The organism is Sphingobacteriales bacterium (assembly GCA_016711285.1).
Classification (GTDB): Bacteria; Bacteroidota; Bacteroidia; order Chitinophagales; family UBA2359; genus JADJTG01.
In genome coordinates, this window is the sequence record JADJTG010000002.1 from 566,485 (window position 1) to 586,652 (window position 20,168).

The 20,168-nt window shown below is 41.9% G+C and carries 16 protein-coding genes; 4 read left to right on the forward strand and 12 right to left on the reverse strand.

Going from position 1 to position 20,168, the window contains the following annotated elements; genetic code table 11:
• The first annotated feature begins 36 nt into the window (after positions 1-36).
• Positions 37-426 carry a DUF1304 domain-containing protein gene (locus IPL35_02690; GenBank protein MBK8442370.1) on the forward strand — a complete coding sequence of 130 codons (390 nt, stop codon included), beginning with the start codon at positions 37-39 and terminating at the stop codon, positions 424-426.
• Positions 427-518: 92 nt separating this feature from the next.
• The gene (locus tag IPL35_02695; GenBank protein MBK8442371.1) at positions 519-1,226 is read left to right on the forward strand and encodes a hypothetical protein; all 708 of its coding nucleotides are present in this window, start codon (positions 519-521) and stop codon (positions 1,224-1,226) included.
• Between the two features lie 121 nt (positions 1,227-1,347).
• Here IPL35_02695 and IPL35_02700 read toward each other — a convergent pair whose 3' ends face one another.
• The 4 genes from IPL35_02700 to corA form a co-directional block, all read right to left on the reverse strand.
• Positions 1,348-2,718 carry a T9SS type A sorting domain-containing protein gene (locus tag IPL35_02700; protein MBK8442372.1) on the reverse strand — a complete coding sequence of 457 codons (1,371 nt, stop codon included), beginning with the start codon at positions 2,716-2,718 and terminating at the stop codon, positions 1,348-1,350.
• A complete protein-coding gene (locus IPL35_02705; GenBank protein MBK8442373.1) occupies positions 2,697-4,679 on the reverse strand; it encodes a PKD domain-containing protein in 1,983 nt (660 codons plus the stop codon). Before IPL35_02705 ends, IPL35_02700 begins: the two co-directional genes overlap by 22 nt.
• A gap of 240 nt (positions 4,680-4,919) precedes the next feature.
• On the reverse strand, positions 4,920-6,119 hold the full coding sequence (locus tag IPL35_02710; GenBank protein MBK8442374.1) for an RsmB/NOP family class I SAM-dependent RNA methyltransferase: 1,200 nt from the start codon (positions 6,117-6,119) through the stop codon (positions 4,920-4,922).
• A 133-nt stretch (positions 6,120-6,252) separates the two neighbouring features.
• On the reverse strand, positions 6,253-7,242 hold the full coding sequence (corA, locus tag IPL35_02715; GenBank protein MBK8442375.1) for a magnesium/cobalt transporter CorA: 990 nt from the start codon (positions 7,240-7,242) through the stop codon (positions 6,253-6,255).
• A 351-nt stretch (positions 7,243-7,593) separates the two neighbouring features.
• On the opposite strand from corA, the gene IPL35_02720 reads away from it, so the two are divergent.
• The gene (locus IPL35_02720; protein ID MBK8442376.1) at positions 7,594-9,708 is read left to right on the forward strand and encodes a SurA N-terminal domain-containing protein; all 2,115 of its coding nucleotides are present in this window, start codon (positions 7,594-7,596) and stop codon (positions 9,706-9,708) included.
• Between the two features lie 157 nt (positions 9,709-9,865).
• Here IPL35_02720 and IPL35_02725 read toward each other — a convergent pair whose 3' ends face one another.
• From IPL35_02725 to IPL35_02740, 4 genes are all read right to left on the reverse strand, one after another.
• Positions 9,866-10,414, reverse strand: a complete 549-nt coding sequence (locus tag IPL35_02725; GenBank protein MBK8442377.1) for a gamma carbonic anhydrase family protein — start codon at positions 10,412-10,414, stop codon at positions 9,866-9,868.
• 114 nt (positions 10,415-10,528) lie between these two features.
• Complete coding sequence (locus IPL35_02730) at positions 10,529-11,038, reverse strand: mechanosensitive ion channel (GenBank protein ID MBK8442378.1); 510 nt, start codon at positions 11,036-11,038, stop codon at positions 10,529-10,531.
• 98 nt (positions 11,039-11,136) lie between these two features.
• On the reverse strand, positions 11,137-11,559 hold the full coding sequence (locus IPL35_02735; protein ID MBK8442379.1) for a transposase: 423 nt from the start codon (positions 11,557-11,559) through the stop codon (positions 11,137-11,139).
• A 14-nt stretch (positions 11,560-11,573) separates the two neighbouring features.
• On the reverse strand, positions 11,574-11,873 hold the full coding sequence (locus IPL35_02740; GenBank protein MBK8442380.1) for a winged helix-turn-helix domain-containing protein: 300 nt from the start codon (positions 11,871-11,873) through the stop codon (positions 11,574-11,576).
• Positions 11,874-12,928: 1,055 nt separating this feature from the next.
• On the opposite strand from IPL35_02740, the gene IPL35_02745 reads away from it, so the two are divergent.
• Positions 12,929-14,506 (forward strand): GMC family oxidoreductase, encoded by a 1,578-nt coding sequence (locus tag IPL35_02745; protein ID MBK8442381.1) that lies wholly within the window; start codon positions 12,929-12,931, stop codon positions 14,504-14,506.
• Between the two features lie 116 nt (positions 14,507-14,622).
• Here the strand turns inward: IPL35_02745 and IPL35_02750 are convergent, their stop codons facing one another.
• From IPL35_02750 to IPL35_02765, 4 genes are all read right to left on the reverse strand, one after another.
• Positions 14,623-15,927, reverse strand: coding sequence for a hypothetical protein (locus IPL35_02750; protein ID MBK8442382.1), 1,305 nt, complete (start codon positions 15,925-15,927; stop codon positions 14,623-14,625).
• A gap of 76 nt (positions 15,928-16,003) precedes the next feature.
• Positions 16,004-16,552, reverse strand: coding sequence for a DUF1599 domain-containing protein (locus tag IPL35_02755; GenBank protein ID MBK8442383.1), 549 nt, complete (start codon positions 16,550-16,552; stop codon positions 16,004-16,006).
• Between the two features lie 110 nt (positions 16,553-16,662).
• A complete protein-coding gene (locus tag IPL35_02760; protein MBK8442384.1) occupies positions 16,663-17,406 on the reverse strand; it encodes an SCO family protein in 744 nt (247 codons plus the stop codon).
• A 99-nt stretch (positions 17,407-17,505) separates the two neighbouring features.
• A complete protein-coding gene (locus IPL35_02765; protein MBK8442385.1) occupies positions 17,506-20,028 on the reverse strand; it encodes a penicillin acylase family protein in 2,523 nt (840 codons plus the stop codon).
• Positions 20,029-20,168 lie beyond the last annotated feature (140 nt).

Sequence of the window (20,168 nt, forward strand, 5' to 3'; positions counted from 1 at the left end):
AAACATCTTTGACAAAAAACTAAAATGATTTCTCTTATGATTTTTATAGCAAAAATACTTACGGCTTTGGTAGCATTAGAGCATTTATATATATTGTGGTTGGAGATGTTTGCGTGGGAGAGTGCCGGCAAAAAAGTTTTTAAAGGAGCTATGCCCGACCACATGTTTGCCGCTACCAAAAGAATGGCAGCGAATCAGGGCTTGTATAATGGCTTTCTGGCGGCGGGTTTGCTGTGGTCTTTGTGTATCAGCGATGCCTTGTGGCAAAGCAACGTAGCCCTGTTTTTTCTCGTTTGTGTAGTAGTGGCGGGGATTTATGGGGCATATAGTGTCAGTCGGCGTATTTTCTTTACACAGGCGGCACCGGCATTGGTGGCATTGGCAACAGTGTTGTTGGCACGGATTCAGATGGGGCAGGTTTTCTGAAAAAAAATGCTTCATCGTGTAAACTTTCTGAAATTTTATGGTCTAAAACATGTTTTGACTTTTTAAAACAAAAAAACACAAAAAAATAAAGTATGAAGAATTTATTATTTTCGGCTTTGATGTTCTTGGGCGTATTGCAGTCTGCGGCTTTGTGGGCGCAAAAATCTCCTGAATTTCCTGAATATCAGTTGCCTGTATTTGAAGTAGAAGAAACGGAGCAGGATATGAGTTTGGGCTTGCAAAATGGTTTGCGTATGGAGATTCGCAACGTGAGTACCAAAGATATTGAGCGCGTATGGAAAGACGATATGAAAAACCGTGATGCCAAATTAAAAGATTCGCGCGGCGAAATTTCGGCTTTGGGTGCAAGTATCCTTACCGTCAGCCGCAGCAAAATGGACGTATATGCCAAAGTTGTAACTCAAAATGATGTACCTGCTATCATTGCTTTTTTTGATTTGGGCGGTAAATTTATTACTTCCGAAGAAACTAAAACCGAATACGAACAGGCAGTGGCTTTTATGAAAAGTTTTGGTATGCTGATGGAAAATGTAGCCATTGAAAAAGAATTGGATACTGCCAACGGCGACCTCAAAAAAATGGAAAAAGAAGGCGAAAAATTGGTAAAAGAAAACGAAAAATTGCACGAAGACATTAAAGATTGGGAAGAAAAAATCCGCAAAGCCAAAATTGATATTGAAAAAAATATTGTGGATCAGGAAGGAAACAAACAACAAGTTGTCAATCAAAATTTCAAAATCAGCTGGATAAAAGATAAATTTAAAAAATTGAAAAATTAATATTGCTCAATTTTTTTAAAATCTGAAACAGAAAAAGATTTTTTCGTAAAAAATAAAAACGGCTGCAAGTATTTCGCTTGCAGCCGTTTCTTTTTATTCTGTAAATGCTGTTGTTCTTTTACTATTGCACCGCTAATTTTATCACCTGACTTGTACCTGTTTCGTTTTGCATACGAACCCAATACAAACCTGCCGGCAACTGTGTCGTATTTATCGGTACTTCCTGCATCGTGTTCGCTGCGCTGCCTTCGTATAAATGCTGTACTATTTTTCCTTGTATGTTGTACAATTCAATTACAACACGTTTGCCCCCTTCTTCAGCCGAAAACCGCAAAGTGCTGTTGCCACGACTCGGATTCGGAAATACTTGCAACATCAAAGGTGTCGGTTCTTTTGTGGCAGCGATGCCTGTTGCTGTTTGTTGGTTTTTAACGGCAACAGCGGGTGTGGGTTTATTGGCTGCCGGTGCGCAACCTGCAATCATCGCCGTAAAATCGCAGGAATCCTGTGCCCAAAATCCGTCTGTGAGGTCAATATAGTTGGCGGCATCATAAATAACGGCTGCCGTGCCACTCACCGTATTATTGGCGATTATATAATCCGATACCTGTTGCGTGAAAACTTGTGTGCCTAAAGCATCGCTCAAAGTAGCCGTAGCAGGGCATAGTGGCGGCGCGGGTGCTGAAATGATTGCTACATAATCTTCTGTTTCGCCGTAGTCGTAAGTGCCGCAGGCTGCACCCTGTGTATTGTAGCGCATCACCACACGAAGGCGGGTGCTGCCGATGATGGTAGCGGCGGGCACTGTTAAAGTTCCTGAAACGGCAGCATTGCTCGTACCGCCAGAGCTATACGCCAACTCGCCGCTATCGCTGAAATCGCCATCGTGGTTGTAGTCAATGTAAATAGTCCAGTACTCAGGCCAGGTTTGACCCGAAAATTGCGGTGTGAGTGTAAGCGGATAGCTTGCACCTTGTTCCAAAGAAACGGTGAGATTATTGAAAAATATATAGCCGCCGTTGGCTCCGCTGGTATTGCTGAAATCTCCTATCTGAACGCCGCCTATCCATTCATCAGTTACCGTTTGTCCCAGCGATGAACAATAAGACCTTAGATATATGCTATAATCCTCTACTTCACCATAATTAAATATTCCGCAAGAAGGGGAGAGGGTGTCATAGCTCATCGCTACACGCAGGCGGGTGCTGTTATCAGTAAGGTTAGCGGGTACAGTAAAACTACCACTTACATTATTGGCAGTAGGAATAGCTTGTTCGAACACCAGCTCACCACTGTCATCAAAAGTATAATTGCTGTTATAATCTATCCACATTCGCCAGTTTTCTGCTGGTACCGCCAAAGAAAGCAGGTTTAAAATAAAAAGAATAAGTATCTCCGATAACCAAAGTATCTGAAATAGACGTAAAATCTCCATACCCCCATTGCTGCCCGAAGCATTTTGGATAGCAGCTATTTGTAGGAATCTATCCATTCATAAGTAGCATCTGTTCCCTGCAAAGTACAATATCCTGCGGAAGAACAGGCATAATTGGCACTCCAACCCGTAGCGTTTACATAGGGGTCGGAGGTAAATGAGATGTACATTTGATTAGATGATGAAATCAATGTGGGTGGCAGACTTGTTCCTGAATAAGAGCCTAACAAGGGGGCAGAAGCATCTATTCCGTTATATACGCGCACAAAATCGTAAGAGGCTTCGGTATCAAAGGTGGTAAATGTTAGGGCAATTACTGTTCCCGAGTCGGTTTCTATTGCCCACGAACAATTCCACATATCGCCGTAGTTGGCACTGCCGCTGCCATCGGTGATAGTTCCTGTGCAGGCGGTCAGTGGTAGGTTGCCCGAGCAGGGACCATTGCCCGAAGTACCCGTAGCTACGGTGATATTTAATGATTTGGTAGAGCACCCGCAATCTGTTGTACAGGTTTCCAAAATAACAGTATAAGTGCCGTTGGCAGTATATGTATGGGTAGGCGAGGCATCAGTAGAGATATTACCATCGCCAAAATTCCAGTTGAATGAGGTGGCATTGGTAGAGGTATTGATAAAACTTACCGTTAAATCTGTGAAATTATAAGTAAAATTAGCGGTTGCTATTGCTCCGGTGGTATTGAGGCAAGATACGGCACATACGCGGTCGCGCATGAGCGTGCCCGGTAATACTCCGAAGCCGTTGTTTAAATTGATGCCGTAGCTTGTGAGGTGACAATAGCTCATCACCGTGCCGCCATTGGTGGGTGCAGGACCGCCACTGCAAGTAGTAGTGCCGCAGGTTTCAGTGGTGTAGCAATTATCGATGGCACCGCCGGGCCAACAACAACTGTGTGTGTGCGGCGATGCTACATTGTGTCCGGTTTCGTGTGCTACCACCATCACTGTCCATGAATAGGTCGGAAAATTTTGGTACGAATTGCTTATATTGCTGTATGCATGGCGATAATATACATCGCCGCAGAGCGCATCTAACCACGCAATGCCGCCGTGTCCATTACTTTCGGTAGAAAGCAAATGCGCCAAATCTCCATTAAAAGTGCTTACATTGCTTGAAAACTGATTGAGTACTGCACTCGAACTTGTACTGGGATAAGTATCTGCCGTTGTCCATACATAAATTTCAGAAATGGCGACCGTCATATTATCATTTTGATAAATGGTAGCTACTGCATTAAAAAATCCACTTACATAATTATTTACATTGGTGGTGTTGCTGCCATTATCCAGATACATTTTATTGTCACACTCAAAATAAATATTCACTGTTTTACAGATAGCGGCTTCGCAGTCGGCTGATTTTTCAAAAGCGGGCAACAATGGAAAGGCACCGCCTTGCCCGAAAGTGTTGTCATCGCTGCCGCAATCAAAGTTGTTTTTTATCAATAAATCTTTTTCGTAATAAAAAACAAGTGCTTTGCTGTTGCCCACATTGCCCAATACCATATTGCCGTCTTCGACGGTAGCCATTACTCCTATCACTTGCCCATTTGCAAAAAAGCTGATAGCCGCCATAGAGTTGTCGTTGCCTTTTACGATACCGCGATAATATAGCCCCGCTTTGTAGGGTACATTGCGCTCGCCATAAGCGGTGCGCTCGGTACTGAGGAATTCTTCTGCTAAAGGATTGGCTCTGAAAAGCTCCAATACTAAGGGTTTGCCGGAAGTGGTAGGAAGTGTGAGTTCCAAACCATAAGGCGATTGCTGCAATAAATCTTCCAAAGCGACTTGATTGAGTTGTAAAAAAGTGGCTTGACTCACCATTGCCGACACATCGGGCGGCGTGGCGATGTACGGGCTGAAAGGTGTAACCTTCGGTAGTGCGCCACTTTCTTTGAGTGTGCTGATTTGCCGAGCCACAGGGCGCAATGATTGGGCGGCGACAAATTGACTGCTCCACAATAGAAGCAGACAGAGCGAATAAAAAATGTACTTTTTCATATAATAAATCTGAGGTTAGGGGCTTTGCGAACGGAGTAAATGAGTATCAAAAATAATAAAATTGTATAAGTATTTTAACACTAATTGTCTGGTGTGTTTTATTTGCTCTATATTTTTTTTATTAATTATTTGAATACCAATATTTTATGATAAAAAATAAAATATAATTACTTGATATGCAATGGAAACGGTGCATTGTTTTTTTATAAATAATTTAATTTACAAAAGATGGGATAAGTTTTAATTTTTTTGCAACAAAGCCATAAAAAACCCGTCGCCCTGGTGCGTGTGCGGGTAGAGGGTTTGTTGTTGCAATAAACAGAAGTCGGGGTTTTGGCTCAAAAAATGCTCTATTTGTTGTTCATTTTCGGAGGGCAAAATGCTGCAAGTGGCATATACCATTTTTCCGCCACTGCGCAACATTTTACTGTATTCCTGTAAAATTTCTTTTTGTATGTTTCGTACTTGCCCGATAAAATCGCTGTTGAGTTTCCATTTGGTGTCGGGATTGCGGCGCAGCACCCCCAAACCGGTGCAGGGCGCATCTAAGAGGAGGCGGTCTGCCGAGTTGTGCAGCCGTTTGATGGTTTTGCGGTTTTCAATGGTACGCGTTTCTATACAAAAAGCTCCGGCGCGCTTGGCGCGTTTGCGCAGCTCTTCCAATTTGTAGGCTTCGGTATCCAATGCAATAATCTGCCCTTTGTTGTGCATCAGTGCCGCCAGATGCAGTGTTTTTCCGCCTGCACCAGCACAGGCATCAATCACGCGCATACCCGCTTGTACATCTAACAAAGGGGCTACCTGTTGCGAAGCAATATCTTGAACCTCAAAATAACCCGCCTGAAAAGCCGCACTTTTGAATATATTTTGCCGCCGGAGCAGTTGCAACGTATGGTCTTTGCCGATGCGCATACAAGAAATTTGGCTCGCCTGAAGTTGTTGTAGCAAATGTTCGGGCGATATTTTTAAAGTATTGCAACGCAATTGCACGGGTGCGCTGCTGTTTAAAGCAGGCAACAATTCGTTCCATAAAGTTGCCCCCAATTCCTGTTCGCAGAGATGATCCAAAAAATCGGGAATCGACTCGCGCACAGCGCGTTGTGTTGCCAACTGCCGGTGGCGTGCTTGCAGTGCTGCTGTATCTAAGTGCTTCCATATATCCCAATGGGGCAGCGGCTGCTCCGATAAAATATACTGAACGGCGAATAATTGCAGCCAGTCGTTGCGGTGCTGCGGCACAGTATCCGCCACTTCCCACAGCAAGCGCGCATAGCGCAATATGTTGTAGGTATTTTCGGCAATGAAGGCGCGGTCGCGGGCACCCCACTTTGGATTGCTGCGCAAGCATCGCTCTATTACTTTGTCGGCGGCTTTGTTGTCGTTGAATATTTGGTACAAATTGTCGGCAACAGCCTCTACTAGATTGATGTGGAATTTCACGGGCGGCAGAAAAATAAAAAACGAAAGATGAATTTTTTTAACAGATGATTGACGGTCAGTTTCTTTTTAAAATAAAAAATATTTTTTGAAAGAAAATACAATAAATATGGGCGGCTTTGTGTGCTTACAATAACTACCCGAAAATATATTTATCAAAGCCATTTTTATATTTTACATACACAATAGAACCCACCGCAAACAGTAGCATCGAAACGAGCAAAACAGGATATGCCCAGCGTATTTGCAATTCGGGCATATATTCGAAATTCATTCCATACACACCCGCAATAAAAGTAAGCGGAATAAATATGGCAGAAATTACCGTGAGCGTTTTCATAATCTGGTTCATTTCGTAGCTCAATTGCGACAAGTGCAAATCTAATAAATCTTTGAGCATCTCTCGGAAGGTATCAAAAGAGGCGTTTAAATAATAAAGGTGGTCATATACATCACGAAAATAGTGCAGCGTAGATTTGGAGATGAATTTTCCCGGCTCATTACGCATTTTTCCTACTTCATCGCGCAGGGGTACTACATATTTGCGAAATACATTAATCTCTGATTTTAGTTCCGTAATTTCGCGTATTATACTGCCTGAAGGCTCGGCGAGTGCTTTTTCTTCCAAATCTTCGATAGCATCTCTCAAAAACTCCACAATTCTCATATAGTCATCTACCACCGAATCCACCAAACGATACAACAAATAATCCGCTTTTTGCCTGCGTATTCTGCCCAAATTGGCTTCTATGCGGTGGCGTACCTCATTGAATACATCGCCTTCGCGCTCCTGAAAAGTGATTACATAATTTGGACCTAAAATAAAACTGATATGCTCTATCAGTATTTCGCTGTTTTTGAGGTCTATTTTCAGCATTTTAAGGTTCAAAAAATAATGATCATCAAAGGCTTCAAATTTGGGTAGCTGGCGGATATTGATGATATCCTCTATAATTAAATGATGAATATCAAAATATTTGGCAATCGCTTCTACCTCTTCCAAGTTGGTGGGTTCTATATTCAGCCAATTCACATAGTCCGGCAGCAAAAGACTGAATAGGTTTTCTACCTGCGCTACCTGATGATTTTTGAAATCTGTGTCATTGTATTGAATTAGTTGTATCATATTTTGAATAAAAAAAGCGACTTCGCAAAGATAAAGTTTTAGTACGCTTACTGTGTACTTGTTTTTAGAAAAGGTGAAGGTGTTTTTTTATCGCACAAAGGCAGGGAGGGTGTTTTGTGGGTGATAATGATGCTTAAAAAAGCTACCTGTTATACAGTAAAAAAATAAAATCTAATTAAAAATATCACGAAAATACAAGTTGTGAGTCGCTAAATACGAAATTAGCACATAAATTGTAGGTAAAAACAGAATACAAGCAGTTAAAATTTTGAAAATCCTTTATAAAAGTTCTATTTTTGCACTCTTGATTATAAAAAATAATTTTTTAAACTCCAATTATATTGTACACCAATGGGTATTATTACCTCTATTCGTCAAAATGTAGGACTGCTGGTAGGGCTGATTGCCGTTGCCATTCTGTCGTTTTTGTTAATGGATATTTTTAGCGGTCCCGGAGGACGCGCGCAAAGCGTCAATGTTGCCGAAATCAATGGAACGCCCGTTTCGGCACAGGAATACCAGCAAATTACTAACCAAGCCTTGGTAAATGCACAACGCATGCAACCCAATATGGACAATGCTACCCGCTTGCGCGTTCAGGAACAGGCGTGGCAGCAATATCTGCGCGATAAACTCGCCCAAACAGAATACGATGAATTAGGACTGGCGGTAAACGGTGCTGAACTGATGGATTTATTTACAGGAAAAAATCCACACCCCAGCGTAAAAAACGAGCCTACTTTCCAAAACCCTACCACCAAACAATTCGACCCCGAACTGCTTAAAAAATATGTTCGCTCTTTCAGCGGCGGCGACCTGCCCGCAGAAGAAACAGCACAACGCCGCACCGTGTGGGCGCAATTTGAAAAAGGTATCGCCGAAACTCAATTGCGTCAGAAATATACGGACTTAATTAAAAAAGGTATTTATGTGCCTAAATGGCAAGCACAAATGGTCAATGAAAATCAAAACTTTAAATCTACTTTTGATTATGTATTTGTGCCTTATACCACCGTTGATGATTCACAAATTGCTTTCAGCGACAGCGATTTGAAACAATACCTCAACGCCAACAAAGAAAAATTCAAACAAAAAGAAGCGGTATCCGTCAAGTTTGTTGCTTTTCCTGTAAAACCTTCCGATGCCGACAAAAAGAAAGCCGAAACTTATGTAAACGGTTTGTTGGGTGAGTTCCAATCTACCACCGATGATTCTACTTTCATCGCTCGCAATTCTGATACACCTTTTTCCAAAGGATATTTCACCAAAGCCGAACTCAACGGCAAAGGTTTTGATGGCGAAAGTATCATGAATGCTCCTTTGAAAACATTGTTGCCCGTAGCAAGTGTGGATAATCAATATGCCGCTATAAAAGTATTGGATCGTGCCACTGTGCCCGATTCTGTGAAAGTACGCCATATTTTGCGTCGCATAGATGCCGGCACCGATGCTGCCAAAGCCAAAGCCACCATTGACAGTATCTTCACTGCTATCAGCAGCAAACAAACTACTTTTGACGAAGCCGCCAAAGCGATTTCGCAAGATGGCTCGGCTTCTAAAGGCGGCGATTTGGGCTGGGTGAAAAAAGGAATGATGGTAGCTCCTTTTGAAGAAACCATTTTCTACGGAAAAGGAAAAGGCGTGTTGCAAAAAGTAATGACTCAATTCGGCTGGCACTTGGTAGAGGTAACCGAAACAGGAATCCCCCAAGCGGCTGCCAAAATTGCCGTATTGAGCCGCGATATTGCCGTGAGTACCGAAACTACCGGTGCCATTTATGCTCAAGCCAACCAATTTGCAGGAACTAACCGCACTCAGGAGGCTTTTGATAAAGCTGCCACCGCCGCTAATCTTACCGTGCAAAATGCCGCCGACCTCAAAAAAGGTGATTATATGATTCCGGGTTTGGGTGCTAATGAGTCTGTTATTGCTTGGGCATTTAAAAATCCGGTGGGTACGGTTTCTAATGTATATGAAGTGGAAGATAAATACGCCGTAGCCGTAATTACCGACAAAAAAGAAGAAGGATATGCCACTTTGGACAATGTGCGCGCCCAAATAGAAACAGAAGTGAAAAAGGAGAAAAAAGCAGAAAAAATATTGGAGCAGTATAAAGGCAAAGCCGGAAGTGTACAGGATATTGCTACTGCTTTGGGACAAACGGTGCGTAGCGTACAGGAAGTTTCTTTTGATGCTCCTACGGTTGCCGGTTTGGGACGCGAGCCTAAAGTGCAGGCTGCCGCTGCTATTTTGGAACAAGGAAAAACTTCAAAACCTATCGTTGGCGACCAAGGTGTGTATGTGATTGAAATTAAAGAGCGCAAAACTACACCTTCAGAAATGGATTATTCGCCTATTCAGTTCAATGAAGCCAATTCGCAGCGCGGTCGCGTAGATTTTTCGGTGTTTGAAGCCCTCAAAAATGCCGCAAAAATCACGGATACCCGCTACGACGTTTTTAAATAAAAATAAGATAATATTTTTTTCAATAAATAAAAAACAGCCTTGTCGGTATTATCCAAACAAGGCTGTTTTTTTTATTTTTATACTTTCTTAAAAAAATATAAAAAGATGTATATTAACGACAATAAAAAATATTACTACCTGTTTTTTTTATAAAATTTTATAGAGATGTTTCATTGTCATCGCTGTTGCTGCCCTCTGCAAACCAACTGCTGTATTTGATGTAATTATGTGCGGTGCGGGTAATCATCGCTTTTGCTGTTTCTATGCTCAGTTCTTTTACTTTTTTGGCGGGTACACCTGCATAAATACTGCCCGCCGCTATGTGCGTACCCTCTAACACTACCGCTCCTGCCGCCACAATACTGTTGCTCTCTATAATTGCGCCGTCCATCACAATAGCTCCCATACCAATGAGTACATTGTCGTGAATGGTGCAGCCGTGAACGATGGCGTTGTGCCCCACAGATACGTCGTTGCCGATACGGGTGGGGGCTTTTTGATAAGTGCAATGAATGGTGGCGTTGTCCTGAATATTGACGCGGTCGCCGATTTCGATAAAATGAACATCGCCGCGCACAACTGCATTGTACCATACGCTGCATTGCTTGCCCATACGCACCTGCCCGATGATAACCGCCGTTTCAGCAAAAAAGCAATCCTGCCCGTAGGTGGGTGCAATGCCGTGAATACTGCGAAAAATAGCCATTTTTTCTGTGTAGAGAATGATGTGATGAGGAATAAAAGAAAAAAATATAACCTTATATTATTGAAATAAATATACTGTTTGATGCTTTAAAATGTATGCGGAGTTTTTCTTTTATTATTTATATATTTTTATTTTATCTCCTAAAATTGTAGAACTTGGGATTATTATTTTATCTCCGTTTTCATCTTCAATTATTATAGAATTTAAACTTATTTCTATTACTTTTCCTTTGTTGCTTTGAAATTCTATGATATCATTTATTTTGAAACGCCTGTTAAGTATAAGAAAAATCCCACTAAACAAGTTGTTAAAAATCTGCTGCGAAGCAAAACCTAATATTAAAGTTGTAGCTCCGGCTCCGGCAAGCAGCGAGTGTGCAAATGTATGCGTTATCGGCATCGTTAATAGTGCCCAGCCGAAACCCAAAAAATACACAATGGTCACAATCATATTTTTTAAAAAAATAAAACCCGTAGTATCTACCTGATGCTCCTTTGTCTTTTCTGTAATCAGTCTTTGGAGGTATTTGCTTAATAAAACAGCAAATAAAATTGTGAACCCAACTATTATAGAAAAAGCTACCACCGGTTCTAAATTGATAAATATTTTTTTTATTTCTTCCATTTTATCTTTTATTTGAATAATAAACAGTTTCGGTCATTTTATGCCTGATACAAAAATGTAAAAAATTCTGCTATTTATTCCCTTTCGTGAGATAGATATTAATTTTTATTGATAAGGTCATCAATATGTTGTAAAATATTGACAATTTGATTTTTAGTAAATATTTTTTGTTTAGTTAGTTCATTGATATGCTGTTCAAATTTTTGTAAAGAGTCTTTACAATCAGCATTGTGCGTCACATTTAACCTTATCAAGTGTATGGCATACTCTACCAAATTAAGTTTTAGAGAGTAAGGAGTTAGGTATCTAAAATCTATTTCAAGATTTAATTGAGCCGTCAATTCTTGATAAATTGTTTTCATTTTGTCCTTATGTGTGCGGTTATTATCCAAATAAACAACTACTTTTTTAATCCCTTTATTTTGATAAATAAGTGATAAATCGGCAAAATATTGAGCTACTTGCTCGGCTTTGGCTACTTGGTTGGCTTGGAACAGACAATCCGCATCAAAAAGGTCAATGGCTAAGAATCCGTTTAGTCTTGAACGTTTTTTTCATTGGTAACCACCAAAGGGCGCGTGTTTTTCTCTGCCCATCCGTAATAGGAGGTGGGTCTTTCACTTATCGAAAACTCGTCGTACATCAAAACGGCGGTGGTATCATCAGCTACCAAAAGTTGCTCTTTTAAGTCTGTAACAAAGGCTTTTTGTTTGTCTTTATCGGCATTGCCATAATCAAAATGGGCTTTCTGGTGGCTCAGATTTAAGCGTTCCAATAAGTCATAAATGCCTGATTTATAAACTACTCCATAGGTGGCTTTCAGGTAGGCTTTCATTTCGTTGCCTGTCCAAATATTCCCCTTTAAACCTACCCTCGAGGACGTTTATTTAAAACAACTTCCTTAAAATCAGACATTTGAAACTCGCTTAGTTGGCTGGGTTGTTTTCGCTCAACCCGCTTACATAATTGCTCAAAGCCGCCCATAATATACTCATTGATATATTTACGCACACTTTGCCAGTGTACGTTCAATTCCAAAGGGATTTCTTTAAATTCTTTCCCTTGATTATACAGAAAAACGCAACGCAATTTCTTGCGTATGTATTCTATTTAATGACGATGATAATACTTCTGGTATTCTTTCTCGTCAAATCCTCTTTGTTCAAATTTTGTTCTACTATAGCCCATAACACAAAGTTATAAAATATTAACCAAATGGGAATAAGTTAAAAAACCTCCTTTCTATCTACGATTTTAATAATATCTTCTAAGCCCACTAATATAAAAATTTCTTCGTGGTAAGGCTCTAAGTACTTATTGTAATGTTTTAGATCTCCATAAATGGTATTCAATGGCGTACTCTTAACACTCCAAAATTCGCCATTTATTGCTTGTTCTTGTGTGTATCCCACTCCGTACTCACTTGTCATGCTCAGATAACTGAACAAGGTATCCGATGCTACATAATAAGAAAGTATTTTTTCAGGAGTGTAGATATGATGAAGGGTGTCAATATAAACACCGTTTTTTCTAAGTACAAAATAAAAACCCCCTTCAGGTGCAGGAATATGAGATAAATTATATTGTAGGTATGCTCGGCTATGCTGCTTGTACGATTGGGGTATTTGAGCTAATAAATCGGGTTTGTAAAATAAACTGTGTCAATTTTTTATAACTTTCTGATTATCAATATCAAAATTTGGCTTTAGCACAGTTTAATTTACACTCTCAATAAATCAGGAGTTTCGTTTTGCGCTTTTAGAGCTATGCCGGATATAAAAAGCAAAAAAACACAGTGCCAAATATTATTTTTCATATATTGCCTTTTTTTAAAAGTATGTTCAACCTTTGAACGCCGATACTGTTTTTTTATTTTAAATATAAAGAGAGATGATGCAAACAACAAATTTTGATTACGATTATGTAGTTATCGGCAGTGGTTTTGGCGGCTCGGTATCGGCGTTGCGGCTCTCGGAAAAAGGCTACAAGGTACTCGTCATCGAAAAAGGAAAATGGTTCAATAAGCCCGAAGATTTTCCGAAAACCAACTGGAATTTGCGAAAATGGTTGTGGTTGCCGGATTTAAAAATGACGGGGCTTTTCAAACTCACCATTTTCAGGCATGTGGCGGTGTTGAGCGGTGCAGGTGTGGGCGGCGGCTCCTTGGTATATGCCAATACTTTGCCTGTGCCCAAATCTCCTTTTTTTAATTCGGGAGCGTGGCGCGGTTTGTGCGACTGGGAGCAGGAACTAAAACCTTTCTATGCCCTCGCCAAACACATGCTCGGTGCTACGCCACACCCTTATATGAGCAAAAGCGATAAAGTGATGCAAACCTTAGCCGAGCAAATGGGAAAACCGGAGGCTTTTCAAAAAACGGAGGTGGCGGTGTATTTCGGCAAACCCGGCGAAACCGTCCCCGACCCCTATTTTGAAGGCAAGGGTCCTTCGCGTACCGGCTGTACCCTCTGCGGCGGCTGTATGTTGGGCTGCCGTTTTAATTCCAAAAACACCTTAGATAAAAATTATCTGTATCTCGCCCAACAATTTGGCTGCACCATCAAAGCCGAAACCGAAGTATATGATGTAGTACCAATCCACGAAGACGGTAGCGCGGGCTATACCATTCATTTCAAAGAGTCGCTTTCATATTTTCCTAAAAAAGGAAGCGTAACCGCCAAAGGGGTGGTATTTGCGGGCGGAGTACTCGGCACGATGGATTTGCTGCTGCGCCTGAAAGAAAAATCGCTGCCGCGTTTGTCGCCGATACTCGGCAAGGGTGTGCGCACCAACTCCGAAAGTTTGATAGGCGTGACGACTTTTGACAAAAAAACGAGTTTTTCCGAAGGTATCGCCATTGGTTCTATTGTAAATATTGACGAAAACCGCCACATAGAGCCGGTAAAATATTCCGAAGGTTCGGGATTTTGGCGCATTTTTATGGCTCCTATGGTGCAGGGGAAAACCATGTCGGAGCGTTTTTATCGAATGATACAAGATTTTTTCCGCTATCCGGTTGCCAATTTAAAAGCATTTCTTATTGACGACTGGAGCAAACGCACCCAAATACTCTTGTATATGGAAAGCATCGACTCCACTTTGCAAATGAAACGCTCGCGCTGGGGCTTCAAAAAAACCGCTTTGGCAGAAGGAGAAGCACCTACCGCTTTTAACCCTGTGGCGCAGGATATTGCCCGCAAAGTAGAAAAAATCATCAACGGAAAAGCCATGGTGATGAATACCGAAACTTTGTTGGGTATTCCTTCTACGGCACATATTTTGGGCGGAGCTTGTATGGGCGCAAATGCCGAAAGCGGCGTTATTGACAAAAATAATCGGGTATTCAATTATGAAAATATGCTGATATGCGATGGCAGTATGATTTCCGCCAATATTGGCGTTAATCCGAGCCTCACCATCACGGCACTCACCGAAAGAGCCATGCACTTGATACCGCCCAAAGTCTGAAAAAAATTTTTTTAAAAAAAACAAAAAAGGCGAAACCAAATGTTCAGTTTCGCCTTTTTTGTTTTTATCGTTGCGGAAAACGATAAAGAAAAACAAACACAATACGGTGTGTATTTTTATTTACTCCAACCCACTTCTTTTTTCATGGCTTCGTAAGAGGCAGGCAAATGATTGTAGTGCCATTTTTTTACCACCACACCATTGCTGATGAGTATAAGTCCCGGATTGGGGCGGTTCATGGTTTTGATGGGCGTGGCATCTAAGTTGTTGAAACTATAAATACCTTCGGTCAAAACATTGGCTTGGGCAATATCGCTGCCCGTCAGCCCCGATACTTTTACGCCCTGTGCTGCGGCTTCTTTGAGCAGAGGATTCATTTGATTAAATCCTTCCCGATTGGCTTTATCGGTGTTGTAAGAAGTAACCCAGAGTTGTATGCCGCTATCTTCGAGCAGCTGCGCCTGTATTTCTTCGCCGACAGCGTTGGTGACAATAAAATCTTTGCAAGGCGGCAATTGTGGTTCGCGGATTACGTCATCTTCGCGCCCTACTTGTTTCCAGCCTTGTGCCACCAATGCCGAATATTCTTTAATCTGTACGGTTTTCTTTTCACCATTCGGGCTTTCCATCACAAATTTATTGATTATCAGCCCTTCATCTAAGCCCTCCGAAGAGGTGCATTTGCGCAAGTCTGTACCATTTTTATAAGCTCTGAAATCTACAATCGGCACGTTCCACACATTGCGCATCGTAAACCAAATACTCAATACCGACAAAATGCCCAACATGGTGTAGCGTGTGCTTTTTGACAAATTGAAATAATAAGACGACAAATAAAATGCCGTTGTGAGTGCGCCCAGTATCATAATATTGATTTTTGCTCCTGTTCCGTATTTGTTGGTGAGCCACGCCGCCACTCCAAACGAAAACATTCCCAGCAATGCCACCCACCAGTATTCGTTGTTGCGCAGTGGGGTTATTTTTTTGCGAAAAAACCAAAAAACAAACACCAGCACGGTGAGCAATACATCTTTTGAAAAGGTTTGAATGGGTTTGAGTTTCATAAAATCGCCGAAGCATCCGCAATCGGTAACTTTATTAGTGGTGAGGGTGAATCCGGTGAGGAACGTAAAAAACAAAATAATGGCAATATAGAGCCAAATGGTCGGAATCCAGAAAGTACCGAGCAGCAGCGAAATGCCCAAAATCAATTCCAACACAATCATCAAAATAGAAAAAGCGAGCGAAGCCTCTGCCATTGTATGAAATAAGCCGCTCAGTGCGGGCATATATTCGGTGAACACTTCAAAATACTCCTGCATTTTGATACCTGTTCCGGTGGGGTCAATGGCTTTTACGAGTCCTGAAAACACAAAAAAAGTGCCCAAAACAAAGCGCAGCCAGTGCATAAATATTTTCATATTTTTATTGCAGTTTTTTATTGTTATTGAAAATATGATATTTTTCTTTTCATTTTTTTAAAAAATAGCATAAAACCTATGCTATCGCTTCCGATAATTTTATCAAAGCAAATAAAGCATAATTGATAATATCCAAATAATTGGCATCAATACCTTCGGAAATGAGTGTTTTTCCTTCATTGTCCTCTATTTGTTTGATGCGCAACAATTTTACCAAAATCAAATCCGTAATAGACTCCACGCGCATCAGCCGCCATGCTTCGCCGTAGTCGTGGTTTTTGCGCAGCATCAGAGCTTCGGCTTGGTGTGCGGCTTCGTTGTAGCGGGCGAGTGCCTGCGTCTCGCCCAATTCATCGGCGGTATCGCTCACGCCCAATTGCATTTGTATCAAAGCCATCAAAGCATAATTCACGATACCGATAAATTCGCTTTCCTGTGTATCGTCAATTTTTTGTTGGCGCACAGTCTGCAAAGTGCGCAGCCGTTGCGCTTTGATATAGATTTGGTCGGTGATGGAAGCGGTGCGCATAATGCGCCACGAAGTGCCGTAATCTTTGGTTTTTTTTTCAAAAATATCCCGACAAACTGCCAATTGTGATTGATATGCCTGTAAAGTATGATTCATTGCTCGGAGCGAAATAATGAAAACGCTCTGCAAAGAAAGTGTTTATAGCAATGTTTTACAAGCAAAAAATATTTAACTAAAATGTTAGTTGGTTAAAATAGGTTAATACATTATTTTTTTGGGGCGCGTTTGGGGTCGTATTCAATGGTTTTTCGCTGTTGGTATTCCACTTGCAATACCATCACATCTTTCACCAAGCGGCTCATTGCCAGCGAGTCGGTGCCGTCGTAGTAGCCGCGAATGATGCGGTTTCTGTCCACCAATACCATTTTTTCGGTATGATCAAACATGTCCACGCTGCCCTGCGCGCCGGGCATGGCGGTTACAAAATAATTGCTTTTCACAAAAGGATAAAATTCATCGCGCGTGTAGCCACTTAAAAATTTCCAGCGTGTAAAGTCGGCATTGTAGTGTTGTCCGTATTCTTTGAGTATTTGCGGCGTATCGTAGTCGGGATCAACGGTATGCGACAGAAACAAGAGGTTTTTTTCATCTTTGAGGCGGGTTTGGAGTTTTTCGAGACTTTTGGACAATTTGGGGCAAATCGTACCGCAGCGTGTAAAGAAAAAGTCTGCGATATAAATATGGTCGGTTAAGTTTTTTTCGCTGAAAGGCAGACCGTCTTGGTCTATAAATTGAAAGGGTCCAATGCGATGATACAGGGTATCTTTCACACGAATAGTATTGTCGCTCTGAAACTCATCTGTAATCGGGAAATAGCGTTTAAGCGGCTGCAATACATCTGCACCACCCGGACGGCCATACAGGGCAGGAAGTATATAATAAAATGTAAAAGAAAAAAATACTCCCGCAAACAATACCAACAAACCCAATAGTTTTTGTCGAGAAGTCATAATCAACTAAAAAGATGTGAGTAATAAAAAAAATAATAACACCTCCCATAAGCGTAAGTTGTATTTATCTTACAGGGAGGTAGTAGGTTTAAAACACTTTTATTCAAAGTTTTGTTGCATCAGCACTTTGTCTTTGGCATCTTCGGGGCTTTTCCAGAAGTTGAGTTCGTAATATTCGCCTTTGCTCCAAGTATCTACAAAATTGCGGTAGTAGCTGCTGAACGGATTGCCGCTTTGCCCGCCCGGATATACGCCCCACGCTTTTATAGGGTTGCCCAATTCCACGACCATACGCCACGAAGGAGCCCACTCGGTTTGTACTGCGTTGAGGGCGGTTTTTGTGCCGTTGCATTGTATATTTTCTTCACTGAAAGCCTCTATTTTTGCCAAATGCGGAATGTGTGTATTGCGATATTCCGCCCAGTTGAGGTTTTTTTGCGGGTTCGCTGTTTTCCAGTCTGTAATGATTTTTACGGCTGATTTAAAACTCAGCGTAACAATATCTTTGGCGGTTTCTTGTACGGGGGTGGCTTTGGTGTCGAAGAAAAAATGCTGCGGGTGATCGCGCAATAGCGCAATGGCGGTGTAGGTTTCGGGCATCAAGATAGACAGTGTATCGCGCACACTCAAATTTTCGTCCCACAACATTTTATAGTATTCATCAAACCAAGTTTCAAAAATAATAGGAGCTACTTTATCGGCTTCATAGCTGTAATTCCACCCCTGCAACATTTCGGCGTAGGGTTTTTCGGCGGCATCTAAGCGGGCAGGCTCTAAAAATTGCATCAGCAAAGGCAATGCTTCTTCGGCTTTGATGCTGTGGGCATCGGTTTGGAGGCGTTTCATATCATCCACCGTGATGCTATCCATTTCGGCGAGGCGGCGGTTGAGATAGCGACCTCTGTAATGGTCAAAGCCGCCGTTGTAATAATACGGATAATCGGGTGTGGTAGAATGTTGGTTGGCAGAAGACACAAAACCGCGTTCGGGATTTTTGAGGCGCGGCAGCTGCTCATTCGGAATAAAACCGTGCCACGCATTTTTGCTGTCGTTGCCCGCCTGCACAAAACGCCCCTGTTCTTCATTTTTAATCGGCAACTGTCCCTGTACGGTCAGTGCAATGTCGCCGTCTTTGCAGGCAAATACGATATTTTGCGGCGGCGAACCGAATTTGCCGATGGCTTTTACATAATCGTTATAATTTTTAGCCTGCGCCAACTCCACAAAAGCCACTAATTCATTGGCATTTGATTTTTCGTGCGCCAGCCAATGCAATGCCATGTTTTGATGAATATTGCTACTGTCTTCATACACCACCGGTCCCCATTGTGTGTAGCGCACCGAATCTATGAGGGCTTCTTTTTTTCCGCGCACCGCAATGCGCTCCACTACCCATTGTACGGGTTTTTCCTGACCGTCTATGATATAGCTGTTGCGGGCGGCATTTTTCCATTGTATATTGTACCAATCGCTTACATCGTGCTCCAGATTTGTTTCGCCCCAAGCGATATATTCATTAAATCCGATAATAATACCAGGTATGCCGGGCAAGGATACGCCATAGGCATTGGATTGCGGGGTATGTATCTGAATTTCGTACCAAATAGCGGGCAAACTCAACTGCAAATGCGGGTCGTTGCACAAAATAGGGTTGCCATTTTTGGTTTTCCACGCGGCTACTGCCCAGTTGTTGCTGCCGGCATGCATATCTTTTTGTTGCAAAAAATCATCAATATTGCTGTTCAAATAGGGGTTGTCGCTGTTGCCGAAGGCACATATATTAAAGTCGGCGGCGGGCAGAGAGCGATAGGCAGCAGCTTTGACGGCTGGCAGGGCGGTGCTGTCGGGGATATTGAGCGAGCGATAGTTTTTCCACTCGTTTTGGTCGGGAACAACGGGGCTTTGCTGCGGAAAATATTCGGGATAAAGGAAATCAAAAATGGGTTTTCCGAAGTAGCGCAAGGTGTTGGAGGCTTCGGCATCAGTTTCTTCGGAGCAGAGCGTTTCTGCCATAGATTTAAAAAAGAGAGCGGTTTTCAAAGGCGACCACGCTTCGGGTGCATAATCCAAAATTTTGTACTCTACCGGATAATCTTTGGGAGCTAATTGTTGGATATAAGCATTTACACCGGCACTGTATTGCTCCACCAAGGTATAAGCGGCGGCATCTTTTTTCCATACTTCTACGGCATTTTGGGCGGCATACACCATTCCTTTGCGGCGTTTTTCTTTATCAAAATTGACAGCTGCCTCGCCAATGACTTCCGAAATTCTGCCGGCGGCGGCACGAGTAGCAAAGTCCATTTGCCACAAACGGTGCTGCGCCGTCACATAGCCCTGCACAAAGAGGGCATCGGCGGTATTTTCTGCAAAAATATGGGGTACGAGGCGTTCATCATAAACAACCGTCACTTTGCCCGTGAGTTCAGGAAAATCGTAGGTTTGGCTGCCTTTGAGGGCTTTGGCGGATTCGCCGCTATTCCAAAAGCCGCTGAAAGGATTAAACAATTTGCCTACTGCCGGCAGGGGTTTTCCTTTGATGATAAAAGATGTATTGAGTGTCCATACAAACAAGGCAGAAAACAACAAAGCTGCCAAAAATTTTATCCAAGAAGTCATCATAAAAACGAAGCGTATAGTAAAGTGCAATTTTGACGGCTTAAAATTAATGGAAACTCCTTGAAAAGAGGTTATTTTTTTGAATATGTTTAAATTTTTATAAACAATATACTATAAATCAACTTTGTAAAGACCGACAATTA

Excerpts from the sequence above, each read along its gene's own strand:
- IPL35_02760 (MBK8442384.1), bottom strand. The coding sequence starts at position 17,406 with ATGACTTCTCGACAAAAACTATTGGGTTTGTTGGTATTGTTTGCGGGA.
- IPL35_02745 (MBK8442381.1), top strand. The coding sequence starts at position 12,929 with ATGATGCAAACAACAAATTTTGATTACGATTATGTAGTTATCGGCAGT.
- IPL35_02750 (MBK8442382.1), bottom strand. The coding sequence starts at position 15,927 with ATGAAAATATTTATGCACTGGCTGCGCTTTGTTTTGGGCACTTTTTTT.
- IPL35_02740 (MBK8442380.1), bottom strand. The coding sequence starts at position 11,873 with ATGAAAGCCTACCTGAAAGCCACCTATGGAGTAGTTTATAAATCAGGC.
- IPL35_02765 (MBK8442385.1), bottom strand. The coding sequence starts at position 20,028 with ATGATGACTTCTTGGATAAAATTTTTGGCAGCTTTGTTGTTTTCTGCC.
- corA (MBK8442375.1), bottom strand. The coding sequence starts at position 7,242 with ATGATACAACTAATTCAATACAATGACACAGATTTCAAAAATCATCAG.
- IPL35_02755 (MBK8442383.1), bottom strand. The coding sequence starts at position 16,552 with ATGAATCATACTTTACAGGCATATCAATCACAATTGGCAGTTTGTCGG.
- IPL35_02725 (MBK8442377.1), bottom strand. The coding sequence starts at position 10,414 with ATGGCTATTTTTCGCAGTATTCACGGCATTGCACCCACCTACGGGCAG.
- IPL35_02690 (MBK8442370.1), top strand. The coding sequence starts at position 37 with ATGATTTTTATAGCAAAAATACTTACGGCTTTGGTAGCATTAGAGCAT.
- IPL35_02705 (MBK8442373.1), bottom strand. The coding sequence starts at position 4,679 with ATGAAAAAGTACATTTTTTATTCGCTCTGTCTGCTTCTATTGTGGAGC.
- IPL35_02730 (MBK8442378.1), bottom strand. The coding sequence starts at position 11,038 with ATGGAAGAAATAAAAAAAATATTTATCAATTTAGAACCGGTGGTAGCT.
- IPL35_02720 (MBK8442376.1), top strand. The coding sequence starts at position 7,594 with ATGGGTATTATTACCTCTATTCGTCAAAATGTAGGACTGCTGGTAGGG.
- IPL35_02700 (MBK8442372.1), bottom strand. The coding sequence starts at position 2,718 with ATGGATAGATTCCTACAAATAGCTGCTATCCAAAATGCTTCGGGCAGC.
- IPL35_02695 (MBK8442371.1), top strand. The coding sequence starts at position 519 with ATGAAGAATTTATTATTTTCGGCTTTGATGTTCTTGGGCGTATTGCAG.